Annotated in this window: 23 protein-coding genes and 1 tRNA gene; 20 read left to right on the top strand and 4 right to left on the bottom strand. The window is 66.6% G+C overall.

Annotated features, from left to right (window positions below):
• Positions 1 to 34 precede the first annotated feature (34 nt).
• Entirely contained in the window at positions 35 to 604 is a 570-nt protein-coding gene (locus AC13CR_RS18835; RefSeq protein WP_292954918.1) for a retropepsin-like aspartic protease family protein, read from the bottom strand.
• Positions 604 to 1,218, bottom strand: coding sequence for a MarC family protein (locus tag AC13CR_RS18830; protein ID WP_292954921.1), 615 nt, complete (start codon positions 1,216 to 1,218; stop codon positions 604 to 606). Before AC13CR_RS18830 ends, AC13CR_RS18835 begins: the two co-directional genes overlap by 1 nt.
• A gap of 174 nt (positions 1,219 to 1,392) precedes the next feature.
• Here AC13CR_RS18830 and AC13CR_RS18825 point away from each other — a divergent pair, with 174 nt between their 5' ends.
• The 16 genes from AC13CR_RS18825 to AC13CR_RS18750 all read left to right on the top strand — a co-directional run bounded on the left by AC13CR_RS18825 (position 1,393) and on the right by AC13CR_RS18750 (position 12,641).
• The gene (locus tag AC13CR_RS18825) at positions 1,393 to 1,656 is read left to right on the top strand and encodes a twin-arginine translocase TatA/TatE family subunit (RefSeq protein ID WP_292954923.1); all 264 of its coding nucleotides are present in this window, start codon (positions 1,393 to 1,395) and stop codon (positions 1,654 to 1,656) included.
• 22 nt (positions 1,657 to 1,678) lie between these two features.
• Complete coding sequence (gene tatB, locus AC13CR_RS18820; RefSeq protein WP_292954925.1) at positions 1,679 to 2,170, top strand: Sec-independent protein translocase protein TatB; 492 nt, start codon at positions 1,679 to 1,681, stop codon at positions 2,168 to 2,170.
• Position 2,171: 1 nt separating this feature from the next.
• The gene (tatC, locus tag AC13CR_RS18815) at positions 2,172 to 3,035 is read left to right on the top strand and encodes a twin-arginine translocase subunit TatC (protein WP_292954928.1); all 864 of its coding nucleotides are present in this window, start codon (positions 2,172 to 2,174) and stop codon (positions 3,033 to 3,035) included.
• Entirely contained in the window at positions 3,032 to 3,877 is an 846-nt protein-coding gene (locus AC13CR_RS18810) for an ATP-binding protein (protein WP_292954931.1), read from the top strand. The genes tatC and AC13CR_RS18810 overlap by 4 nt, the downstream gene beginning before the upstream one ends.
• Before the next feature lie 82 nt (positions 3,878 to 3,959).
• A complete protein-coding gene (locus AC13CR_RS18805; RefSeq protein ID WP_292954934.1) occupies positions 3,960 to 4,304 on the top strand; it encodes a VOC family protein in 345 nt (114 codons plus the stop codon).
• Between the two features lie 55 nt (positions 4,305 to 4,359).
• Complete coding sequence (locus tag AC13CR_RS18800; protein WP_292954937.1) at positions 4,360 to 5,625, top strand: helix-turn-helix transcriptional regulator; 1,266 nt, start codon at positions 4,360 to 4,362, stop codon at positions 5,623 to 5,625.
• Entirely contained in the window at positions 5,622 to 5,756 is a 135-nt protein-coding gene (locus AC13CR_RS18795; protein WP_292954940.1) for a hypothetical protein, read from the top strand. The genes AC13CR_RS18800 and AC13CR_RS18795 overlap by 4 nt, the downstream gene beginning before the upstream one ends.
• Before the next feature lie 26 nt (positions 5,757 to 5,782).
• Positions 5,783 to 6,139 carry a response regulator transcription factor gene (locus AC13CR_RS18790; RefSeq protein WP_292954942.1) on the top strand — a complete coding sequence of 119 codons (357 nt, stop codon included), beginning with the start codon at positions 5,783 to 5,785 and terminating at the stop codon, positions 6,137 to 6,139.
• Between the two features lie 19 nt (positions 6,140 to 6,158).
• The gene (locus tag AC13CR_RS18785; RefSeq protein WP_292954945.1) at positions 6,159 to 6,455 is read left to right on the top strand and encodes a hypothetical protein; all 297 of its coding nucleotides are present in this window, start codon (positions 6,159 to 6,161) and stop codon (positions 6,453 to 6,455) included.
• Positions 6,445 to 9,117, top strand: coding sequence for a sensor histidine kinase (locus AC13CR_RS18780; protein WP_292954948.1), 2,673 nt, complete (start codon positions 6,445 to 6,447; stop codon positions 9,115 to 9,117). Before AC13CR_RS18785 ends, AC13CR_RS18780 begins: the two co-directional genes overlap by 11 nt.
• Positions 9,118 to 9,180: 63 nt before the next feature.
• Positions 9,181 to 10,323, top strand: a complete 1,143-nt coding sequence (locus AC13CR_RS18775) for a FliM/FliN family flagellar motor switch protein (protein WP_292954951.1) — start codon at positions 9,181 to 9,183, stop codon at positions 10,321 to 10,323.
• Between the two features lie 96 nt (positions 10,324 to 10,419).
• A complete protein-coding gene (gene infA / locus AC13CR_RS18770; RefSeq protein ID WP_010397442.1) occupies positions 10,420 to 10,638 on the top strand; it encodes a translation initiation factor IF-1 in 219 nt (72 codons plus the stop codon).
• Positions 10,639 to 10,642: 4 nt separating this feature from the next.
• Complete coding sequence (locus AC13CR_RS18765) at positions 10,643 to 11,269, top strand: Maf family protein (RefSeq protein ID WP_292955081.1); 627 nt, start codon at positions 10,643 to 10,645, stop codon at positions 11,267 to 11,269.
• Positions 11,266 to 12,318, top strand: coding sequence for a ribonuclease E/G (locus AC13CR_RS18760; RefSeq protein ID WP_292955084.1), 1,053 nt, complete (start codon positions 11,266 to 11,268; stop codon positions 12,316 to 12,318). The genes AC13CR_RS18765 and AC13CR_RS18760 overlap by 4 nt, the downstream gene beginning before the upstream one ends.
• Entirely contained in the window at positions 12,318 to 12,524 is a 207-nt protein-coding gene (locus tag AC13CR_RS18755) for a DNA gyrase inhibitor YacG (protein WP_292955087.1), read from the top strand. The genes AC13CR_RS18760 and AC13CR_RS18755 overlap by 1 nt, the downstream gene beginning before the upstream one ends.
• A gap of 41 nt (positions 12,525 to 12,565) precedes the next feature.
• A tRNA-Phe gene (locus AC13CR_RS18750) sits at positions 12,566 to 12,641 on the top strand.
• Positions 12,642 to 12,686: 45 nt separating this feature from the next.
• Here the strand turns inward: AC13CR_RS18750 and proC are convergent.
• Positions 12,687 to 13,487 (bottom strand): pyrroline-5-carboxylate reductase, encoded by an 801-nt coding sequence (gene proC, locus AC13CR_RS18745; protein ID WP_292955090.1) that lies wholly within the window; start codon positions 13,485 to 13,487, stop codon positions 12,687 to 12,689.
• A gap of 131 nt (positions 13,488 to 13,618) precedes the next feature.
• Between proC and AC13CR_RS18740 the strand changes: the two genes are divergently transcribed.
• A complete protein-coding gene (locus AC13CR_RS18740; protein WP_335661548.1) occupies positions 13,619 to 14,650 on the top strand; it encodes an Ldh family oxidoreductase in 1,032 nt (343 codons plus the stop codon).
• Positions 14,651 to 14,772: 122 nt separating this feature from the next.
• On the opposite strand, the gene acnA is transcribed toward AC13CR_RS18740, so the two are convergent.
• Complete coding sequence (gene acnA, locus AC13CR_RS18735) at positions 14,773 to 17,544, bottom strand: aconitate hydratase AcnA (protein ID WP_292978292.1); 2,772 nt, start codon at positions 17,542 to 17,544, stop codon at positions 14,773 to 14,775.
• A 247-nt stretch (positions 17,545 to 17,791) separates the two neighbouring features.
• On the opposite strand from acnA, the gene AC13CR_RS18730 reads away from it, so the two are divergent.
• Genes AC13CR_RS18730 through AC13CR_RS18720 form a run of 3 tightly spaced genes read left to right on the top strand, consistent with a single transcriptional unit; the run spans position 17,792 to position 20,324 of the window.
• Positions 17,792 to 18,748, top strand: a complete 957-nt coding sequence (locus tag AC13CR_RS18730) for a DUF1223 domain-containing protein (protein ID WP_292957110.1) — start codon at positions 17,792 to 17,794, stop codon at positions 18,746 to 18,748.
• A gap of 45 nt (positions 18,749 to 18,793) precedes the next feature.
• Positions 18,794 to 19,693 (top strand): DMT family transporter, encoded by a 900-nt coding sequence (locus AC13CR_RS18725; RefSeq protein WP_292957107.1) that lies wholly within the window; start codon positions 18,794 to 18,796, stop codon positions 19,691 to 19,693.
• A 22-nt stretch (positions 19,694 to 19,715) separates the two neighbouring features.
• Positions 19,716 to 20,324 carry an inner membrane-spanning protein YciB gene (locus tag AC13CR_RS18720; protein ID WP_335661545.1) on the top strand — a complete coding sequence of 203 codons (609 nt, stop codon included), beginning with the start codon at positions 19,716 to 19,718 and terminating at the stop codon, positions 20,322 to 20,324.
• Positions 20,325 to 20,378: the final 54 nt, after the last annotated feature.

Here is a 20,378-nt window from a genome sequence, read left to right as displayed (position 1 = left end):
CGCGAGACCGGGACCGGCCGGGCCGGGATGCGGATCAGCGTTCGAGAATCAGCAAATCGCCTTCGAAACTGACACGGGCGAAGGTGCGCAGGTAGGACATGCCCAGAAGCGAACCCTGAAGATTGCCACCGATCACCTGGGCGCGGACATTGCGGTCCACGATGTCGCCGATCTCCAGGGTGTCGATGGTCACGGGGGCGGTCTTGACGTTGCCATTGGCGGTCATCGCCGTGCCGGCATAGGCCAGATCGTCCGGATTGATGCCGATGCGGCGGGCATCCTGCCGGCTGAGGGCGATGGTCGAGGCGCCGGTATCGACGAGGAAACGGACCTCGGTGCCGTTCAGCCGCGCGGTCAGTTGGAAATGGCCGTCGCGGCCGACCGGGATCGAGACCCGGCCGCCTTCCAGAACCTGCTGCTGCGCCGGTCCGCCCTCGATCCACCATTGCGCCGCGAAGCTGGCGCCGGCGAAGATCACCGCCCAGAGAATCGTCTGGCGCAGCATTCGTCCGCCGCGGCCGGACAATTCAAAGATCATCGCGCCGCCGATCACCACCAGCAGCAGGATGTAATAGGCCAGCTGCATCCCCTCATCGGCCGCCATCAGATCAGCCCCGATCCCTTCAGCCCGTCGATGACGAACTGCACCGACAGCGCGGCCAGCAGCATCCCCAGAAGCCGCGTCACCACCATGACCCCGGTGCGGCCAAGCGCGCGCGCCAGCGGCGTCGCGATCAAAAACAGCGCCAGGGCGATGGCCAGCACCGTCAGCATGACCAGATGGACCATCAGCAGATGTCCCCAGCCGGGCCGTTCGCCGACCAGCAGGATCATCGTCGCCAGTGCCCCCGGGCCAGCCAGCAGCGGCATCGCCAGGGGAAAGACCGACGGGTCTTGCGCCGGTTCGGAATGGCCCTGTTCCTCGCGCCGTTCGGTCCGGCGTTCGAACAGCATGTCCAGCGCGGTCAGGAACAGCAGCAGACCGCCCGCGATGCGGAAGGCCGACAGCGAAATGCCGATGCCGCGCAGGATCGCCTCGCCCGCAAGGCCGAACAGCGTCAGCAGGATCGCGGCGATCACCAGCGCCCGGATGCCGATCAGCCGTCGCTGCCGGGCATCGTGACCGGGTGTCAGGGCAATGAAGATGGGCGTCAGGCCGATCGGGTCGATGACCACGAAAAGCGTCACGAACGCCGTGATGTAAAGCGACAGATCCATCCGCTCTTATCGCCCGGCCCGCGCGCGCTGCCAAGCGGGCAGGACGGATCCCTCTGCGGGCGCGGGCAGGGGGGCTTCGGGGTCGTGCTTCACGCATTCGGGCTTTGCAATCGGTGGCGCAAAACCCTAAATGTGTCGCGCGGGCGGGGAAACCGCCCGGCAAGGGAGACAAGAATGCTGAACAATATTGGCCTTCCCGGCCTTCTGCTGATCGCGGTCGTGGTTCTGGTCCTGTTCGGACGCGGCAAGATCTCGTCGTTGATGGGCGAGGTCGGCAAGGGAATCACCGCCTTCAAGAAGGGCGTCAAGGACGGCAGCGAAGAGGTCGAGGACGCCGCGTCGGACGAAGAGCGCCGCGAAACCCCGCGCGAGGTCGGCCGGGATGTTCCGGGCGAGACCGCGCGCGACGTGACGCCGCACACGACCGACCGCAGCTGATCGGCGAAAGGCCGGACGCATCATGTTCGATATCGGCTGGACCGAGCTTTTGCTGATCGGGGTCGTGGCGCTGATCGTGGTCGGCCCCAAGGATCTTCCGCATCTGTTCCATTCGCTGGGTCGATTCACGGCCAAGGCGCGCGGAATGGCCCGCGAATTCACCTCGGCGATGGAGGATGCCGCCAAGGGATCGGGTCTTGACGAGGCGTCGAACAGCATCCGCGATCTGAAAAGCCTGACCTCGAAGAAATCCCTGGGCCTCGATGCGCTGGACCGCGCGGCCGAACGGTTCGAGAAATGGGATCCCAAGATCCCCGATGCGAAGGCCAGGCCGAAGCCCGATCCGGGCGCCACGCCGCAACCGGCGGGTGACGGCCTGAGCCCGGCCAGCGAGCCCGCCGCCCCGCCCCCGATCGCGGTCGAGCCCGCGGCACCGGATCATGCCGCGGATGCCGCCACCCCCGGCCAGCGCCGCCTGCACGCGGTGCGCCGCAGCGACAGGAAAGACCACTGACTTGGCCAGCAATCCCCGCGACGACGATATCGACGACAGTTCCGCGCCGCTGATCGAACATCTGGCCGAGCTGCGGACGCGGATCATCTGGTCGCTGGTGGCCTTCATCGTGGCGATGGTGCTGTCCTACACGATCTGGAATCCGATCTACAATTTCCTGACCCGCCCGATCTGCTTCGCGCTTGAGGCACGAGGTCAGGAATGCGGGCTTATCCTACTGAAATTGCAGGAAGGATTCTTCGTCGCCATCCGCATCTCGCTGTTGGGCGGCTTTGTTCTGGCCTTTCCGATCATCGCCTACCAGATGTGGCGTTTCGTGGCGCCGGGCCTCTACCGGAACGAGAAACAGGCGTTCCTGCCCTTCCTTGTCGCCTCTCCGGTGATGTTTTTCCTTGGCGCGGCCTTCGCCTACTACATCATCCTGCCGATGGCCTACGACTTTTTCCTGGGCTTCCAGCAGGGGCCGCTGACCCTGCCCGATGACGGCACCGCGCCGCCGGCCGTGACCGACAATCCGATGGCGGCGATCGTGTTCCAGGGTTCGGTCGATGAATACCTGTCGCTGACGACCAAGTTCATCCTTGCCTTCGGGCTGAGCTTTCAACTGCCCGTCCTGCTGACGCTGATGGGCAAGGCGGGCCTTGTCAGTGCCGAGGGTCTGGGCGCGGTGCGCAAATATGCGGTCGTGGCGATCCTGATGCTGGCCGCGGTCGCCACGCCCCCCGATGTGGTGTCGCAGGTGGTGCTGTTCACCGTGGTCTATGGTCTTTACGAAATCTCGATCCAGCTTGTCCGCCGCATCGAAAGACGCCGCGAGGCGGATCTGCGGGCGCAGGGTCTGTGGGTCGAGGATGACGAGGAATGAGCGATCCTGACGTTCTCGACCGGATCGCGGCCGCGCTTGAACGTCTGGCGCCGCCGCCCGCTCCGGTGCCGGCCTTCACCGAAGCCTCGGCCTATATCTGGCATCCCGATCCCGACCGGCTGGAACCCGTCGCGGGCGTGAATCGCGTCGATCTGGTGCAACTGATCGGCATCGACCGCGCCAGGGACATCCTGCTGGCCAATACGCTGCAATTCGCGCGCGGCTTCGGCGCGAACAACGCGCTTCTCTGGGGCGCGCGCGGGATGGGCAAATCGTCGCTGGTCAAGGCCGTTCATGCCGAGGTGGTGGCGCAGGGCCTGCCGCTGATCCTGGTCGAGATCGCGCGCGAGGATCTGGGTTCGGTCGGCCGGCTTCTGGCCCTGCTGGGCGGGGCGAAGGAACGGCGCTTCCTGCTGTTCTCGGACGATCTGTCCTTCAGCCATGACGACACGCAATACAAGTCGCTGAAGGCGGTGCTGGATGGCGGGATCGGCGGCCGGCCCGAGAACGTGATCCTCTACGCCACCTCGAACCGGCGTCACCTGATGCCCCGCGACATGATCGACAACGAACGTTCGACCGCGATCCATCCGGGCGAGGCGGTCGAGGAGAAGGTCTCTCTGTCGGACAGGTTCGGGCTGTGGCTGGGCTTTCATCCCTGTTCGCAGGATGATTATCTGGCGATGATCCGTGGCTATTGCGACGCCTATGGCCTGACCATCGCGGATGATGTCCTGCGCGCCGAGGCAGTCGAATGGCAGGCCACGCGCGGCGGCCGCTCGGGCCGGGTGGCCTGGCAGTTCTTTACCGACCTTGCCGGGCGCAACGGCATCGCCGTCTGATCCCGGCCGCCCTCCGCCGAGGGTTGCGGGATCGGGCCCGGTCCGGCATTCTTCGGCGTCGTCCTTTCGACGCAGGCCCGCGATGCATCTGACCGCAATCTTTGCGCAACTCTGCTGCCGCGATCTGGAAGTCGGCATCGCCTGGTTCTCGGCCCTGTTCGCGCGCCCGCCCGATGCCCGACCGATGGACGGGCTGGCCGAATGGCATCACGGCGCCGAGGCGGGATTGCAGCTTCGTCTTGCCCCGGATCACGCGGGGCACGGGACGTTGACGCTGATCGTGCCGGATCTGGCCGCCCAGCGGGAACGCCTGCAACAATCCGCGATGGATCCCGGCGGGATCGAGGATGTCGAGGCCGGGCGGATCCTGCGGCTTGCCGATCCCGATGAAAATCTGGTCGTGCTGGTGCAACCGCGATCCGACTGATTCGCTGCGGCGAAAACCCTTGTGCAGGCGGGCAGGGCGGGCTTTCATCGCGCCCATGAGCGGGCGCACCCAGAATAATGTCCTGACCGGAACCCGGATCCGCGAACGCCGTCTTGCCTTGTCCCGCCGGCAGGCGGATGTGGCGCGGGCGGCGGGGATTTCGCCCGCCTATCTGAACCTCATCGAACATAACCGCCGCCCGGTAAGCGACGATCTTGTCATGCGCCTGTCCGAGGTTCTCGAGGTGCCCGCCGACGAGTTGCTCGAGGGTCACGAAGAGGTCCGCCTCGCGGCGCTGCGCGAAGCGGCGGCGCGGCTGGGCGGGGCTGATATCGGCGCACCTGAAACCGCGCTGGCGCCGGATTTCCTGGCCCGCTTTCCGGGCTGGGCCGCAATCCTCGTCGCCCATGCCCGTCGCTCCGAGGCACTGGAAGCGCAGCTTGTCAGCCTGTCCGACCGGATGCGGCAGGATCCCTATCTGCTGACGACCCTGCACGAGATCCTGTCGGCCGTGACCGCGATCCGATCGACCGCCTCGATCCTGGCCGACGAGGCCGCGATCCCGGCCGAATGGCTGTCGCGCTTCCATGCCAACCTGGATCAGGACAGCCAGCGGCTGTCGGTCACGGCGCAGGCGCTGGTCGCCTATCTCGACAGTTTCGAAGCGGAAGACACGACCGCCACGCCGCAGGAAGAAGTCGAGGCCTGGATGGGCGCGGGGGCGCCGCCGCTGGATCGTTCCCCCGATCTTGCCTCTGACGCGGCGCGGGCGATGGCCGGGGCGCATCTGGCGCGGATGGAACAGGAACGCCGTGCCCTTCCCGACGCGACCCTGGTCGAGGCCGCCGCGGCCAGCCACGATCCGCTGATGATCGCGGCCCGGCTGGGCCATCCGCCCGATCTGGTCATGCGCCGCCTCGCGGCGCTGAAGCCCGCGGGTTTCGAACAGGTCGGGCTGCTTGTCTGCGACAGCGCCGGGGCGCTGATCCTGCGCCGTCCCGCGCCCGGCTTTCCGTTGCCGCGCCCCGGCGATGCCTGCGCGCTGTGGCCGCTCTATCAGGCGCTGGCGGCGCCGCAGACGGCGCTGTCCCACAGCGTCGAGACGCCCGAAGGCCGCCGCTTTCTGACCTTGTCCTACGCCACGCGGCAACAGCCCGAAGGAGTCCAGGGGCCGGTGATCACCCAAGCCCAGATGCTGATCATGCCGCCCGATCCTGCACGCGCGGCTGGTCCGGTGATCCGCATTGGTCCCGCCTGCCGCATTTGCCCGCGCAAGACCTGTCCCGCCCGCCGCGAGCCATCCATTCTTGCCACCGCGTGACCCTGCGGTCTGCGCTGTTTCCAGACAGCCCGGACGGGGCGCGCACCGGCGCGGCCCAAGGGGGCCAGGCCGCCGGCCTGTGGCGCGACCGGCAAAGCACCTTTGACAGCGCCGCCGCTTTCGTCTCATGATCGCATCCGGTCTGCCGGGGAAGGATATGCTCGACATCCTGATGATCGAGGACGAGCCCAACATCGCCGAGGCGGTGCGATTCATCCTGACCCGTGACGGCTGGGCGATGACCCTGCACGGTGACGGCGAGGGCGGGGTCGAGGCGATCCGGCTGGCGCGGCCGCGCCTTGTCATTCTGGACCTGATGCTGCCCAATCGTTCCGGTGCAGAGATCCTGCGCGATCTTCGCGCCGATCCCGATACCGCCTTCGCGATGACGCCGGTCCTGATGCTGACCGCGCGCGGTGACGCGGCGGCCGGCACGTCCCAGGCCGATGCGGTTCTGGCCAAGCCCTTCGCGAACGAGGATCTGCGGGCGCTGGTGCGCCGGATGCTGGCCTAGGCGACGGACGGGGGCCGCGATGCCGGATCGTCCGCTGTTCCTCGAACGGGCTTCGTTTCGCCGCAGGCGGCTGGGCGATGCGGCACGGGTGCTGCCGGTGCTGGCGCTGGTCGCGATCCTGCTGCCGGTCTGGTGGCTGCCGGCAGGCGTCAGCCTTGCCTTCGGCGCGGTCTGGCTGTTCGGGACATGGGCCGTGCTGATCGTGCTGGTCTGGGCGCTGCATCGCGGTCTCATGCGCGCCGAGGCCGCCACCAGGCAGGCCCGTGCGCAGGCCGCGCCAGAGGACGAAAAAGACGGGGCCGGCGATGCCCTTTGAGACGCTGGTCGCGGGATCCCTGGCCTATGTGGCACTGATGTTCGGGGTGGCGTTCGCAGCCGATCGGGCGGCAGCGCGGGGCCGGGCGGGATGGCTGGACCACCCGCTGATCTACACGCTGTCGCTGTCGGTCTATTGCTCGGCCTGGACCTTCTATGGCGCGGTGGGCTATGCCAGCCGCTCGGGCCTGGAATTCGCCACCATCTACCTGGGTCCGACGATCGTCTTTACCGGCGCGTGGTGGGGTCTCAGGCGGCTGGTGCGCATCGCCCGGATGCATCACGTCACCTCGGTCGCCGACCTGATCTCGGCCCGGTTCGGCAAATCGAACCGGCTGGCCGCGCTGATCACCCTGATCGCCGTCATCGCCGCCACCCCCTATGTCGCATTGCAACTGCAATCAGTGTCCCTGTCGTTCGAGGTTTTCGCGACCGACGCCCCGCGGGCGGCGGTCATCGGCGGGCCGGCCGGCGGCACCGCGCTGTGGGTCGCGGCGGGCCTTGCGCTCTTTGCCATCATCTTCGGCACCCGCAACCTTGCCGCCGACGAACGCCACCACGGCGTGGTCACCGCCATCGCGCTGGAGGCGGTGGTCAAGCTGCTGGCCTTTCTCGCCGTGGGCGTCTTTGTCGTCTGGGGGCTGGCCGAGGGGCCCGTCGACATGCTGGATCGCGTCGCCCGCGCCGGCCGCGATCCGGCCGTGGCCGAAGGCTGGCTGCTGCGCCCCGACCGCTGGACCGCGCTGATCGTGGTGTCGGGAGCGGCGATCCTGACCCTGCCGCGAATGTTTCAGGTGATGGTGGTCGAGGCTTCGGACGAGGATCGCCTGCGCGTGGCGGGCTGGGCCTTTCCGGCCTATCTGTTCGCCATGTCCTTCTTCGTCCTGCCCATCGCTGTGATGGGACAAGAGCTTTTGCCGGACGCCAATCCCGATCTCTATGTTCTGACGCTGCCCGCCGATGCGGGCCAGAATCTGCTGGCATTCCTGGTCTTTCTGGGCGGATTTTCGGCCGCGACCTCGATGGTCGTGGTATCGGCCATCGCCCTGGCCACGATGATTTCGAACCATTGGCTGGTGCCCGCCTGGCTGGCGCTGCGCCGCCGTCCCGGCGGCGAGGACGCAGACCGGGATCTGCGGGGGTTGATCCTGAACGCCCGCCGGCTGGCGATCGTGGCTGTGCTGGGCGCGGGCTGGGTCTATCACCAGGCTTCGGGCGGCTCGGTGGCGCTGGCCTCGATGGGGCTGGTGGCGTTTACCGGGATGGCGCAGGTGCTGCCTGCGATGCTGGGCGGTCTGCTGTGGCGTGGCGCCAACCGGCGCGGGGCATTTGCCGGTGTCGGGCTGGGATCGGGCCTGTGGCTGGCGCTGATCTTCCTGCCCTCGGTCGGCATTGGTCAGATGCCGCTTCTTCCGGGCGGGATCGACCCGCTGGCCTTCGCCATTTTCCTGTCGCTGTCGCTTAACACGCTGGCATTCGTCGGCCTGTCGATCTTCGGCTTTCCCGATCCGGTCGAGCGGTTGCAGGGCCTGTCCTTCGTCAGCGCGGTCGAGCCGGTCCGCCCGCGCAGCCCGGCCCGCGCCGAGGACCGGGCCGAGCCCCTGCTGGCCATGGCCCGGCGCGTCTGGGGGCCGGACGAGGCATTGCGCTTTTTCCGCGCCGAGGCTGCGGCGCAGGGCAAGTCCGGCTATCTTCCCGATCCGACGCCCGATTTTCTGACACGACTGGAACGGCGGCTGGCGGGCGCGATCGGGGCGGCGACGGCCCATGCGATGATCGACCGCGTGGCGGGCGGGGTCGCGCTGACGGTGGCCGACCTGATGCAGGTCGCCAGCGAGGCCAGGCGTGCCAAGGAGGAAACCCGGCGGCTGGAATCGGCCCGCGCAGAACTTGCCCGCACCGCAGGCCAATTGCGCGAGGCCAACGACAAGCTGACCGCGCTGTCGGTGCAGAAGGATGCGTTCCTGGGTCAGATCAGCCATGAATTGCGAACGCCCATGACCTCGATCCGAGCCTTTTCCGACATCATGAAGACGCCGGACCTGTCCGAAGCGGAGCGCCGGAATTTCGCCGGGATCATCCATCAGGAGGCCGGCCGGCTGACCCGGCTTCTGGACGATCTTCTGGACCTGTCGGTGCTGGAAAGCGGGCAGGCGCGGCTTTCGGTCAGCGCCGTCAACCTGCATGATCTGATCGGGCGGGCCGTGCAGGCGGCCTCGGCGACGCGGCCCGAGCGAAGCTTTACCCTGGACCGCGACATGCCCTCGGAACATCTTGGGGTGATCACCGATGCCGATCGGCTGCTGCAGGTGCTGATCAATGTCGTCACCAATGCGCGCAAATATTGTGACGCGGAGCGTCCGGTCCTGACCATCCGGGTTCATCGTCGCGCGGGCGGCGGCGCGGTGATCGAGATCGCCGATAACGGCCGGGGCATCGACAGGGCCCGGCAAAGCCTCATATTCGAGAAGTTTTCGCGCCTCAACGACCCCGCGCGGGCGGGCGGCGCGGGCCTTGGCCTTGCGATCTGCCGAGAGATCATGACGGTCCTGGGCGGGGACATCGCCTATTTGCCGGGCCAGGGGGGCGCGGCCTTCCGTATCGTTCTGCCTCCGCATCCGGCAGCGGCGGGCCGGAGCGTCGGGACCGCCGGGTCGCCGTAAACATTTTCTTTACGGCTCTTTGTCAAATTGCCCTGCGACAGGACGGGACGAATCGGATTCGGTATGGCGGACGAAGCAGAGATGGAACAGGCACATCCGGCCGGAACCGGCGTGTTGAAACGTCTGTTGCAGGCCCGGGTCCGGGCCGCCGAAGGGGCGGGAAAGGCGCCACAATTGCCACAGACAGCGCCGGTCACGCCCGCGCGCGCCACCGCGACCGCCATCGGTCGCGCGGCGGATCGGCTTTACGGGCTGGGCGTCCGGCCGGTCGAGGTCAGGCCCGGGGCGCTGACGCTGGCGGAACTGCCCGAATTGCTGCCCGATCCGGCCTTGCTGGCAGTGTTGCAGGGACCCGGCGATGCGGTGGGCGTGATGGCCCTGTGTCCGCAGACCGTCACCGCGCTGATCGAGATTCAGACCCTCGGCCGCGTGACTGGCCGGCCGCTGGCCCGGCGCCGCCTGACCCGCAGCGACGCCACCCTTTGCGCGGATTTCATCGACACGTTCCTGTCCGAACTCGCGCAGGAGGGACGGGGCGTCGAGGGGTTGGAGGAATTTCGCGGCTTTCGCTATGCCACCCATATCGACGATGCCCGCCCCCTGGCGCTGATGATGGAGGACCGTGCCTATCGCAGTCTCGGGTTGAAACTGCTGCTCGGCGGCAGCGAGGCGCGCGAAGGCAGGCTGTTTCTGGCCCTGCCGCAGCCCCGACCCGATGCGGAACGCCCGCAGCCCGCGCTGGCCCAGCCCGCGGTCGCGACGGCGCCGTCGAAAAGACCCGCGGTCCCGCCGCTGGTCAGTCTTCGTTCCGCAACCCAGCAGGCGCCGGTCGAGGTCGTGGGCATTCTCTGTCGCCGCCGGATGAGCCTGCGCGAGCTGCGCGGCCTGGTGCCGGGCAAGATCCTGGCCCTGCCGCGCGTCAGCCTGTCCGATACCCGGATCGAGACCGCGGACGGCCAGGTTCTGGCCATCGGCAAGTTTGGCGAAGCCGATGGCTGCCACGCGATCCGCCTGCGCGATCCCGTTGCGCCAGCAGAATCCGCCCCCGCGGCCGTCCCTGCACCCGAGGCGCCGATGATGGCGCCGACCGCCGGCCCCGACCTGCCGATCGGCGATCTGCATCGTCCCGACGCCTTCCGCCCTGATCCGACTACTGCGGCAACGGTGTCACCGCCGGAACGCGCCCGGGGGTCCAAAGCGGGCTAGCAGGCGGCTTTTCACGCTTTTCCCTTGAATTCCGCCCGCTCCGGCCGCATTTAACCCGCGTCCCGAATCCTGCGGGGCGACCGATATGGAGTGACCATGGCCAAGGAAGAAATGCTCGAATTCCCCGGCGTCGTGAAGGAACTCCTGCCGAATGCGACGTTCCGGGTCGAGCTTGAAAACGGCCATGAGATCATTGCGCATATGGCAGGAAAGATGCGGAAGAACCGCATCCGCGTTCTTGCCGGGGACAAGGTTCAGGTCGAGATGAATACCTACGATCTGACGAAGGGGCGGATCAATTACCGCTTCAAGTGATCTGATGACCGCCGCCACGGCGTGCCCTGCGCCCGTGGCCGCGCCGCCGCGGCTGATCCTGGGTTCGGTTAGTCCGCGACGGCTGGAATTGCTGGCCCAGATCGGAATTCGTCCCGACGCGCTGCGCGCCGCCGATATCGACGAAGAACCGTTGAAGAACGAGACGCCGCGCGATTATGTTCGCCGGATCGCGACCGCCAAGGCCTCTGTTCTGGCCACCGGCGAGGATGAGGTTCTTCTTTGCGCCGATACCACGGTCGCGGTCGGTCGGCGCATTCTCGGCAAGCCCGCCGATCGCGACGAGGCCGCCGCCTTCATGCGACTGATGTCGGGCCGTCGCCACCGCGTGCTGACCGCCGTCGCCGTTCGGCACCACGGCAGGCTTCGCGAAAGGCTGGTCGAGACCGTCGTGCGGATGCGTCCGATTTCCGATGATGACCTGTCGCGCTATCTGGCGCTGGGTGACTGGCGCGGAAAGGCCGGCGGCTATGCGATCCAGGGGGCCGCGGCGGCCTTCATCCCGTGGATCCAGGGCTCGTTTTCCGCCGTGGTCGGCTTGCCTCTGGCTGAAACGGCGACGATGCTTGCGGCTTGCGGCATCCATCCCGACCCGCGCGGGGATCGCCCATGAAGGGTCGGCAGGTCGTTCTGGGCCAATTGTTCGGCGCCGAAGCCGCGGCGCTGATGGAAGATGGCCGTCTGGTCGATCTGATTCCCGATCCAACGCAGCTTGCCGCGCTGACACCGGGCACGATCTGCCGGGGCGTGACCGACAGGCTGATGAAAGGTCAGGGCGGGGTCTTCCTGCGCCTGCCGGATGGGCAGCGTGGCTATCTTCGCGACCGGTCCGGCATCCGTGAAGGTGCATCAATTCTGGTGCAGGTCTCGGGCATCGCGGAGGAAGGCAAGGCGGTCCCGGTAACGCCCCGGCTGATCTTTCGGGGTCGCTATGCGCTGGTGACGCCGGCGGCGCCCGGAGTCAATGTTTCACGGCGGATCCGCAGGACCGAACGTCGCGAGGCGCTGGAGGCCCTGGGGCTGTCGTTGCTGCAGGATCGCGACCACGGCCTGATCCTGCGCAGTGCCGCGGAAGGGGCCAACGAAGACGAGATCGCCGCCGATCTCGCCCCGCTGATCGACATGGCCGACAAGATTTGCGCCGAGACCCAGGGCGATCCCGAAGTGCTGCTGAACGCGCCGGCCCCCTGGGAAGCCGCCTGGCTGGATTGGGCCGATCCCGCGCCGGACGCAGTCGAGCAGGGCGAAGACAGTTTCGACCGTTGCGGGGTCAGCGAGGCGATCGACGCCTTGCTGTCCGATCGCGTCGATCTGTCGGGCGGGGCCTTCGGCTTTGTCGAACAGACCCGCGCGCTGGTGGCGATCGACGTCAATACCGGAACCGACACCTCGCCGGCGGCGGCGCTGAAGGCCAATATCGCCATGGTCCGCGATCTTCCGCGGCAATTGCGCCTGCGTGGACTTGGGGGACAGATCGTTGTCGATTTCGCGCCCATGTCCAGGCGCGACCGGGCGGTTCTGGACCAGTCCCTTCGCGCCGCCTTCAAGGGAGAGGCAAGCGAGACGAACCTGGTGGGCTGGACCACGATGGGGCTTTACGAGATCAATCGCAAGCGCGACCGAGTGCCCTTGGCGCGGCTGGCGGCGCAGGGCGCGCGCTGATGGCCTGCCCGATCTGCAGCAGGGAAAGCGTGGCGAAATACCGTCCGTTCTGTTCCAGGCGCTGTGCCGATGTCGATCTGGCGCACTGGTTGCGAGGCGATTACGTCATCCCCGGCGCGCCGCTGGACGACCTTGCCTCGGACGAGGGCGAACGCGGGCCAAAAAGTGACGATTCGGGTCTGGACACCGCCCGCAAGCGCCCGTAAAAGCCGCTTCACGCCCGGCGCCGAAGACGGCGCGGCGGGGCGCCCGGATAGCTCAGTTGGTAGAGCAGCGGATTGAAAATCCGCGTGTCGGTGGTTCGAATCCGCCTCCGGGCACCACTTTCAATCCTTCGATGAGATTACCCCGCCTTCGTCGGCTGTGCGCTATTCTGTGGCGGCAAGGGCCTTTGCGCGGCCGAACGCGGCCTCGGCCGCCTCGGTCAGAAGGTCGGCCATGCGATCCGTGCCCATCAGCACTTCCAATGCCGCGGCCGTGGTGCCGTTTGGGCTGGTGACGTTCCTGCGCAACTGGCCTGCATCCTCGTCCGCGCCCTCGGCCAGCGAAGCCGCGCCGAAGACGGTGCCGCGCGCGGCGGCCAGCGCCACGTCATCGGTCAGGCCGATCCGGCGCCCCGCCTGGGCCAGAGCCTCGATAAAGTGAAACAGATAGGCCGGGCCCGAACCCGAAATCGCGGTGATCCGGTCGATATCCTCATCGGATCCGACCTCCAGCACGATCCCGCAGGGTTCCAGCACGTCGCGAACCATGCGGTTCTGGGCCGGGGTGACACGCGCATTGGCGAAGATGCCGAACACGCCCTTGCCGATCGCGGCCGGCGTGTTCGGCATGCAGCGGATGATGGCCTTGTCGTCCAGACCGCGCTGCAGGCTCGCCAGCGTCGTGCCTGCGGCGATCGACAGAAAGCAGGCGTCGAGATGCGCGTAATCGGGCAAGACCTTGCCGATGACCTGCGGCTTGACCGCAAGGATGACCAGATCGGGTTCCAGATCGCGCGGCACCTCGGCTGCCGAGGCAAAGGTCCGCGCGCCGGTTTTCGCCGCCCGGTCGCGCAACGCCTCGGTCGGATCGACGATGCTGACCTGGGGCGGGGTCGGCATGGCCTGCCAGGCAGACAGCAGCGCATGGCCCATATTTCCACAGCCGATCAGCAGGATCTTTGTCATCTTCTGGCCCTCGTCGTTTCGGTTCCGCCGCGATGCTGGCCGAAATTCTTGCCGGCGTCAAAGCGGATGCGCGGGCTTGGACAGGGCGCGCCATTTCTGCAAGTCTGGAAAAGAGTTGACAGGGGGTCAGGATGGAGAACGCAATCGGCACCGCGGATCTGGAAAACCGGATCGCCGCCATTTTCCGCAAGGCCGGTCTGGCTGACGGACAGGCGGCAGCGATGGCGCGCAACCTTGCCGCGGCCGAGCGTGACGGCTGCAAGTCGCACGGCATCTACCGGATCGAAGGTTGCCTGAAAACGGTCCTGGCGGGCAAGGCCGACCCGCTCGCGGTGCCGCAGCTTCATGATGACGGCGGCGGCGTCATCCGTGTCGCGGCGAAAGGCGGCTTTTCGTCATGGGCCTTTTCCCGGGGCGCTCCGCTGCTGGCAGAGCGCGCGAAACGACTTGGCGTTGCGGCGCTGGTCATCAACGATTGCGTGCATCTGACGGCGCTGTGGCCCGAGATCGAGGATCTGACCGCCGATGGCGTCGCCGCGATGGCCATGTGCCCCAGCTATGCCACCGTCGCACCGGCGGGCGGCAGCAGGCCGCTGCTGGGCACCAACCCCTTCGCCTTCGGCTGGCCCCGTCCGGGTGGCAACCCCTATGTGTTCGACTTCGCAACCAGCGTCGCGGCGCGCGGCGAGATCGAACTGCATCGCCGCGCCGGCGATCCCCTGCCCGAGGGCTGGGCCATCGACGCCGAGGGCCGTGCCACCACCGACCCGGACGCCGCGCTGGCCGGAGCGATGTTGCCCTTCGGCGCGCACAAGGGTTCGGCCATCGCGACGATGATAGAGTTGCTGGCAGGCGCGATGATCGGGGATCTGACCAGCGAGGCGGCGCTGGCGGCCCTGGGCACGACGGATCTGGGACCACGCCACGGAGAGCTGGTTCTGGCCTTCAGTCCTGAACGTTTCGCGGCGGGCAGACCCGGCGAGCCTTTCGCCTTGGCCGAGACTTTGCTGGAGGGGATCATCGGGCAGGGCGCACGCCTTCCCTCGCAGCGGCGTTTCGCGGCGCGGAAGGACAGCATCGCCAACGGCATCCGGCTGACCGAGGCGGAATTCGCCCTGCTGGACCGGCTGGAGACAGGTGGCCTGAACGCGGTCGCGGTCTGAAATCGGCCTGTCGGCCAGGCGGGACAGGAGAGCACGACAGGATCGGGACGTCGGGGCCACGCCCAGCAAAAGGGGGCGCCGGCATGTGCAGGCGCCCCCCAGGGTTGGCTATCCCCGCCGGATCAGGCGGCGGCGAGGTTGCGCAGCACGTAATGCAGCACGCCGCCGTTCTTGAGATAGTCGATCTCGACCTCGGTATCGACGCGGGCCTTGATCTGGATCTCCTTCTCGGTGCCGTCGGCATAGGTGATCTTGCAGGGCACCAGCGAAAGCGGCTTGAAATCGCCCTCCAGCCCCTCGATCGAGATCACCTCGTCGCCGGTCAGCTTCAGCGTCTTGCGGGTGTCGCCATCGGTGAACTCGAACGGGATCACGCCCATGCCGACCAGGTTCGAGCGATGGATGCGTTCGAAGGATTCCGCGATCACCGCCTTGACGCCCAGCAGGTTCGTGCCTTTGGCCGCCCAGTCGCGCGAGGAACCGGCACCGTATTCGATACCGCCGATCAGGACCAGCGGGACGCCCTTGTCCGCATATTCCATGGCCGCGTCATAGATCGATTCCTGGCCGCCGTCGGGACCCTTGGTATAGCCGCCCTCGACGCCGTCCAGCATCTCGTTGCGGATGCGGATATTGGCGAAGGTGCCGCGCATCATCACCTCGTGATTGCCCCGGCGCGACCCGTAGCTGTTGAATTCGCGCGGCGGCACCTGCCGTTCGGTCAGGTATTTCCCGGCCGGGGTCGATTCCTTGAACGATCCTGCGGGCGAGATGTGATCGGTGGTGATCATGTCGCCCAGCAGCGCCAGGATGCGGGCACCCTCGATATTCTCGATCTTGCCCGGATCGTTCGACATGCCCTGGAAATAGGGCGGGTTCTGTATATAGGTCGAGCTTGACGGCCAGTCATATGTTTCGCTGTCGGTCACCTCGACGCCACGCCAGCGCTCATCACCCTTGAAGACATCGGCGTATTTGTCGATGAACATCTCGCGCGTGACGATGCTGGCAACCATGTCGGCGACCTCTTTCGTGCTCGGCCACAGATCCTTCAGATAGACATCGTTGCCGTCCTTGTCCTGCCCCAGAGGATCGCGGGTCAGGTCGACATTCATGTCGCCGGCCAGCGCGTAGGCCACGACCAGCGGCGGCGAGGCCAGGTAGTTGGCGCGCACATCGGGGCTGATCCGGCCTTCGAAGTTTCGGTTGCCCGACAGGACCGAGACCGCAATCAGGTCGTTGTCGGCGATGGATTTCGAGATCGCCGGTTCCAGCGGACCGGAATTGCCGATGCAGGTGGTGCAGCCGTAACCCACCAGATCAAAGCCGATGGCGTCCAGATCCTCCTGCAGCCCGGCCGCCTTCAGATATTCGCTGACGACCTGCGAACCGGGGGCCAGCGAGGTCTTGACCCAGGGCTTGCGCGTCAGGCCAAGCTGCCGCGCCTTGCGGGCGACCAGACCCGCGGCCATCATCACCGAGGGGTTCGAGGTATTGGTGCAGGAGGTGATCGAGGCGATCACGATGCTGCCGTCGTGAAGCTTGTAATCCTCGCCCTCGACCGGACCTTCGGAAAAGCCCTGGTGGCGGCCGCCGGGAACATAGCCCGGCTCGCGCGCGCCGCCCTCGGCTTTCCAGGTCTTTTCGGCCTCGCGCGATTCGTCGGGCAAACGGATGCCGCGAACCAGTTTCATGAAGGCATCGGCCGACTGGTCCAGCGGGGTGTGGTCCTGCGGACGCTTGGGGCCCGAAATCGCGGGCACCACATCGGCCAGATCCAGTTCCAGCGTCGAGGAATAGACAGGCTGGTAATCCTTGTCGCGCCACATGCCGTTTTCCTTGGCATAGGCCTCGACCAGCGCGATGCGATCCTTGTCGCGGCCGGTCTGTTCCAGATAGCGCAGGGTCACCTGATCGATCGGGAAGAAACCGCAGGTGGCGCCGTATTCGGGCGCCATGTTGCCGATGGTGGCACGGTCGGCCAGCGGCATGTTGTCCAGCCCGTCACCATAGAATTCGACGAACTTGCCCACGACGCCATGCTTGCGCAGCATCATCGTGACCTTCAGCACCAGGTCGGTCGCGGTGACGCCTTCCCTCATCGCGCCGGTGATCTTGAAGCCCACCACCTCTGGGATCAGCATCGAGATCGGCTGGCCCAGCATCGCGGCCTCGGCCTCGATCCCGCCGACCCCCCAGCCCAGCACCGCAAGGCCGTTGACCATCGTCGTGTGGCTGTCGGTGCCGACCAGCGTGTCGGGATAGGCGACCTGCCGGCCGTCCTGGTCGGTATCGGTCCATACGGTCTGGGCCAGATATTCCAGGTTGACCTGGTGGCAGATCCCCGTTCCGGGCGGCACGACGCGGAAGTTGCGGAACGCCTTCTGGCCCCATTTCAGGAACTGGTAACGTTCGATGTTGCGTTCGTATTCGCGTTCCACGTTGAACTGGAAGGCGCGCGGGGTGCCGAATTCGTCGATCATCACCGAATGGTCGATGACCAGATCGACCGGGTTCAGCGGGTTGATCTTCTGCGCGTCGCCGCCAAGCGTCTTGATGCCGTCGCGCATCGCGGCCAGATCGACGACCGCCGGAACGCCGGTGAAATCCTGCATCAGCACGCGGGCGGGACGATAGGCGATCTCGCGCGGGTTCTTGCCGCTCTTGTCGGCCCATTCCGCGAAGGCCCTGATGTCATCGGTGCTGACCGTCTTGCCGCCATCCTCGAAGCGCAGCATGTTTTCCAGCACCACCTTCAGCGAGGCCGGCAACCGCGAGAAATCGCCCAGACCCGCTTCCGAGGCGGCGGCGATGGAGAAATAATCGACCGATTGATCGCCGGCCTTCAGGGTGCGGCGGGTCTTGGCGGTATCGGTTCCGGTCTGGATGGGCATCAGAGCCTCCCTGTCTGCAAGGTGGATGGGTCGGGCAGTGTCTCTCTTGCTTTGCCCCATGACAGAGGCTTGCGCAAGGAGATCCGCCATCAATGTATGCAATTGCATACCATCTGCTGCGCTGTTGCTCAAGAGGCACGCCCTTCACGATCACGCGGGGGCTAACAAAGCGTTGATTTGGTTTTGCCTGCGCCGCGGCGCTATTCAGGATGACGGAATTCGCAGACTGAACTGGACATTGCGGACAATGTCGGCTTCGAGACGGACCTTCAGCGCCGGGCGCGCAGGCTATGCAGGGCTGATACCGGCCCTTGCTGCGGCGGCGCTTCTGGGCGGCGCTGCCGCCGGTCAGGCCCAGGAAGGCGGGCCGGGCGGCGCGGGAAATGATCTGTCCGCGCCCGTCATTTCCGCGCCCGATGATCCGGGCCGGGCGGCGCCCGGCGCGCTGAGCCGGGACGATTTCCTGTCCGGCGGCGGCTTCAACAGTTTCGCCGCATCCGAGGCGCCGCCGACGGACAGTTTCCTTCCGCCCTCGCTGCCGGTGGTGGTCGAGCTTTTCACCGCGCAGGGCTGTTCGACCTGTCCGCCCGCCGACGCGATGCTGGAAAAGATGGCCGCCATGCCGGGCGTTCTGCCGCTTTCGTTCAACGTCGATTACTGGGATTATCTGGGCTGGACCGACAGCTTCGCCAGCCCCGACTTCACCCGCCGCCAGGAAGGCTATGCCCGGGCCTCGGGCGAACACGCGCTTTACACGCCGCAGATCATCGTGGACGGCCGCGACACCGCAGTCGCCCCCGGTCCCGCGCAGCTGATGGCGATGATCGACGAGAACCGGATCTCTCCGGCGATGCTCAGCGTGCAGCGCGAAAGCGGGGATGATGGCGAAAGGATCGAACTGACGCCGCTATCGGACCTGGGCGGCCCGGTGGTGGTGGTTCTGGTCCGCTATGCGCCCAATCGCGCGGTCGAGGTGACGGCGGGCGAGAACAGCGGCCGCGTGGTCAGCTATACCAATGTCGTGCTGTCGATCAGCAAGCTGGCCAAATGGGACGGCACGGCGCCCTTGCGCCTGAATGTCAGGCCGGACGAAAGCGGCCCCCAGGATTTTCCGCCCGATACCAGGCATGTCCTGCTGGTCCAGCGCGGCATCGGCCCCGACGAACTGCCCGGCCCCATTCTCGCGGCGATCAAGCTGGACTGACCGCGACAACTTGCGCGGCGTGCAAAAATTTCGCATCAGCGGACCATGAGCGAATGGATCATCCAGATCGCGGGAACGCCCGAAGGCGCGCGGCTGGCATCGGTTCTGGCGCTTGGCGCGGCCTTTCTGCACGCGCTGTTCGGGTCCCTGCAAAAGGGCCGGCACGATCCCTGGATCAGCCGTGCGGCGATCGACCTCAGCTACGGGATCATGGCTCTGCCCATCGCGCTGTTCGTGGTTCCCTGGCCGGATCCGGGGCTGTGGCCGGTGCTGTTCGGGGCCATGGGGATCCATGTCTTCTACAAGATCGCGCAGGCGCTGACCTATACGCGGGGCGCCTATACGGTCGTCTATCCGGTGGTGCGCGGGACCGGCCCGCTTTTCGCGGTAATCGCCGCGGGGGTTGTCTTTGGCGAGCATTTCAACGCGGTGCAATGGCTTGGTGTCGGGCTGCTGGTCGGCGGCATCTTCGGCCTTGCGGCCTATAACCGATCGCGCCTGGTTCTGGGTCGCGAGACGCTGGGCCCCGCGCTGGCCTGGGCCGTGGTCACGGGCGGCTTTGTCGCGCTTTATACGACCTATGACGCCTGGGGCATCAGGCTGGCGGCCAATCCCTTCACCTTTCTGGCCTGGTTCTTCGTGCTGGATTCGTTCTTCATGCCGATCTGGAACCTGCGCCGCCTGATCGCGCTGACCGCGCCCGAGGTTCCCGCTTTGGCCATGCGGGGAATTTTCGGCGCCCTGGTTGCCTTCGCCAGTTTCGGCGCGATCATGCTGGCCACCCGCATCGACGATGTCGGCCGCGCCGCGGTGCTGCGAGAAACCTCGACCGTCTTCGCGGCCCTTGTCGGCTGGCTCGTGCTGGGCGAAAAGGTGGGCGTCGCGCGCGCGATCCTGATGGCGGTGATCGCTTCGGGCGCTTTGGTGGTGGAATTCGCGTCCTGATCGTGGCGCCGAAAGGAAGATGATGAAGGAACCGAATCCCTTGGTGAAATCGGCGCTGGAACTGGGGCCGCTGCTTCTGTTTTTCGGCGTCTTCATGTGGAACCGCGGCGGAACCGTCAGCCTGTGGGGACAGGATTACACGGCGCTGGTCTTTGCCACGCTGATCTTCATTCCGGTTCTTGCCATCGCGACCCTGATCCAGTGGCGTCTCAGCGGCAGGCTTGCGCCCATGCAGGTCGTGACGCTGGTTCTGGTGGTGATCTTCGGGGGGCTGTCGGTCTGGCTGAACGACCCACGCTTTTTCAAGATGAAGCCCACCATCATCTATCTGCTCTTCGCCGCGATCCTGGGCTACAGCCTGGTCGCGCGGCGCAACTGGTTGCAGGCGGTCCTGTCCGAGGCGCTGCCGATGGATGCCCTGGGCTGGCGCAAGCTGACCATGCGCATGATGCTGCTGTTCCTCGGTCTCGCGCTGGCCAACGAGTTCGTCTGGCGCATGATGTCCGAAACATCCTGGGTCTATTTCAAGACCTTCGGCCTGCCGCTGATCCTGTTCGTCTTCCTGATCGCCAATGCCGGTCTCTATCGCGCGCATGCGGTGGAGAGCGAAAAGGACGACGAGCAGGGCTGAGCCCCGCACGCGACTGTCTCGATCGCCGCGCGGCGATCGACCCCCGGTCGAATG

The sequence above is a fragment of the Paracoccus sp. L-17 genome (assembly GCF_056857655.1).
The sequence above is the reverse complement of the archived record's forward strand: the minus strand, read 5'-3'. Positions and strand labels throughout refer to the sequence as shown.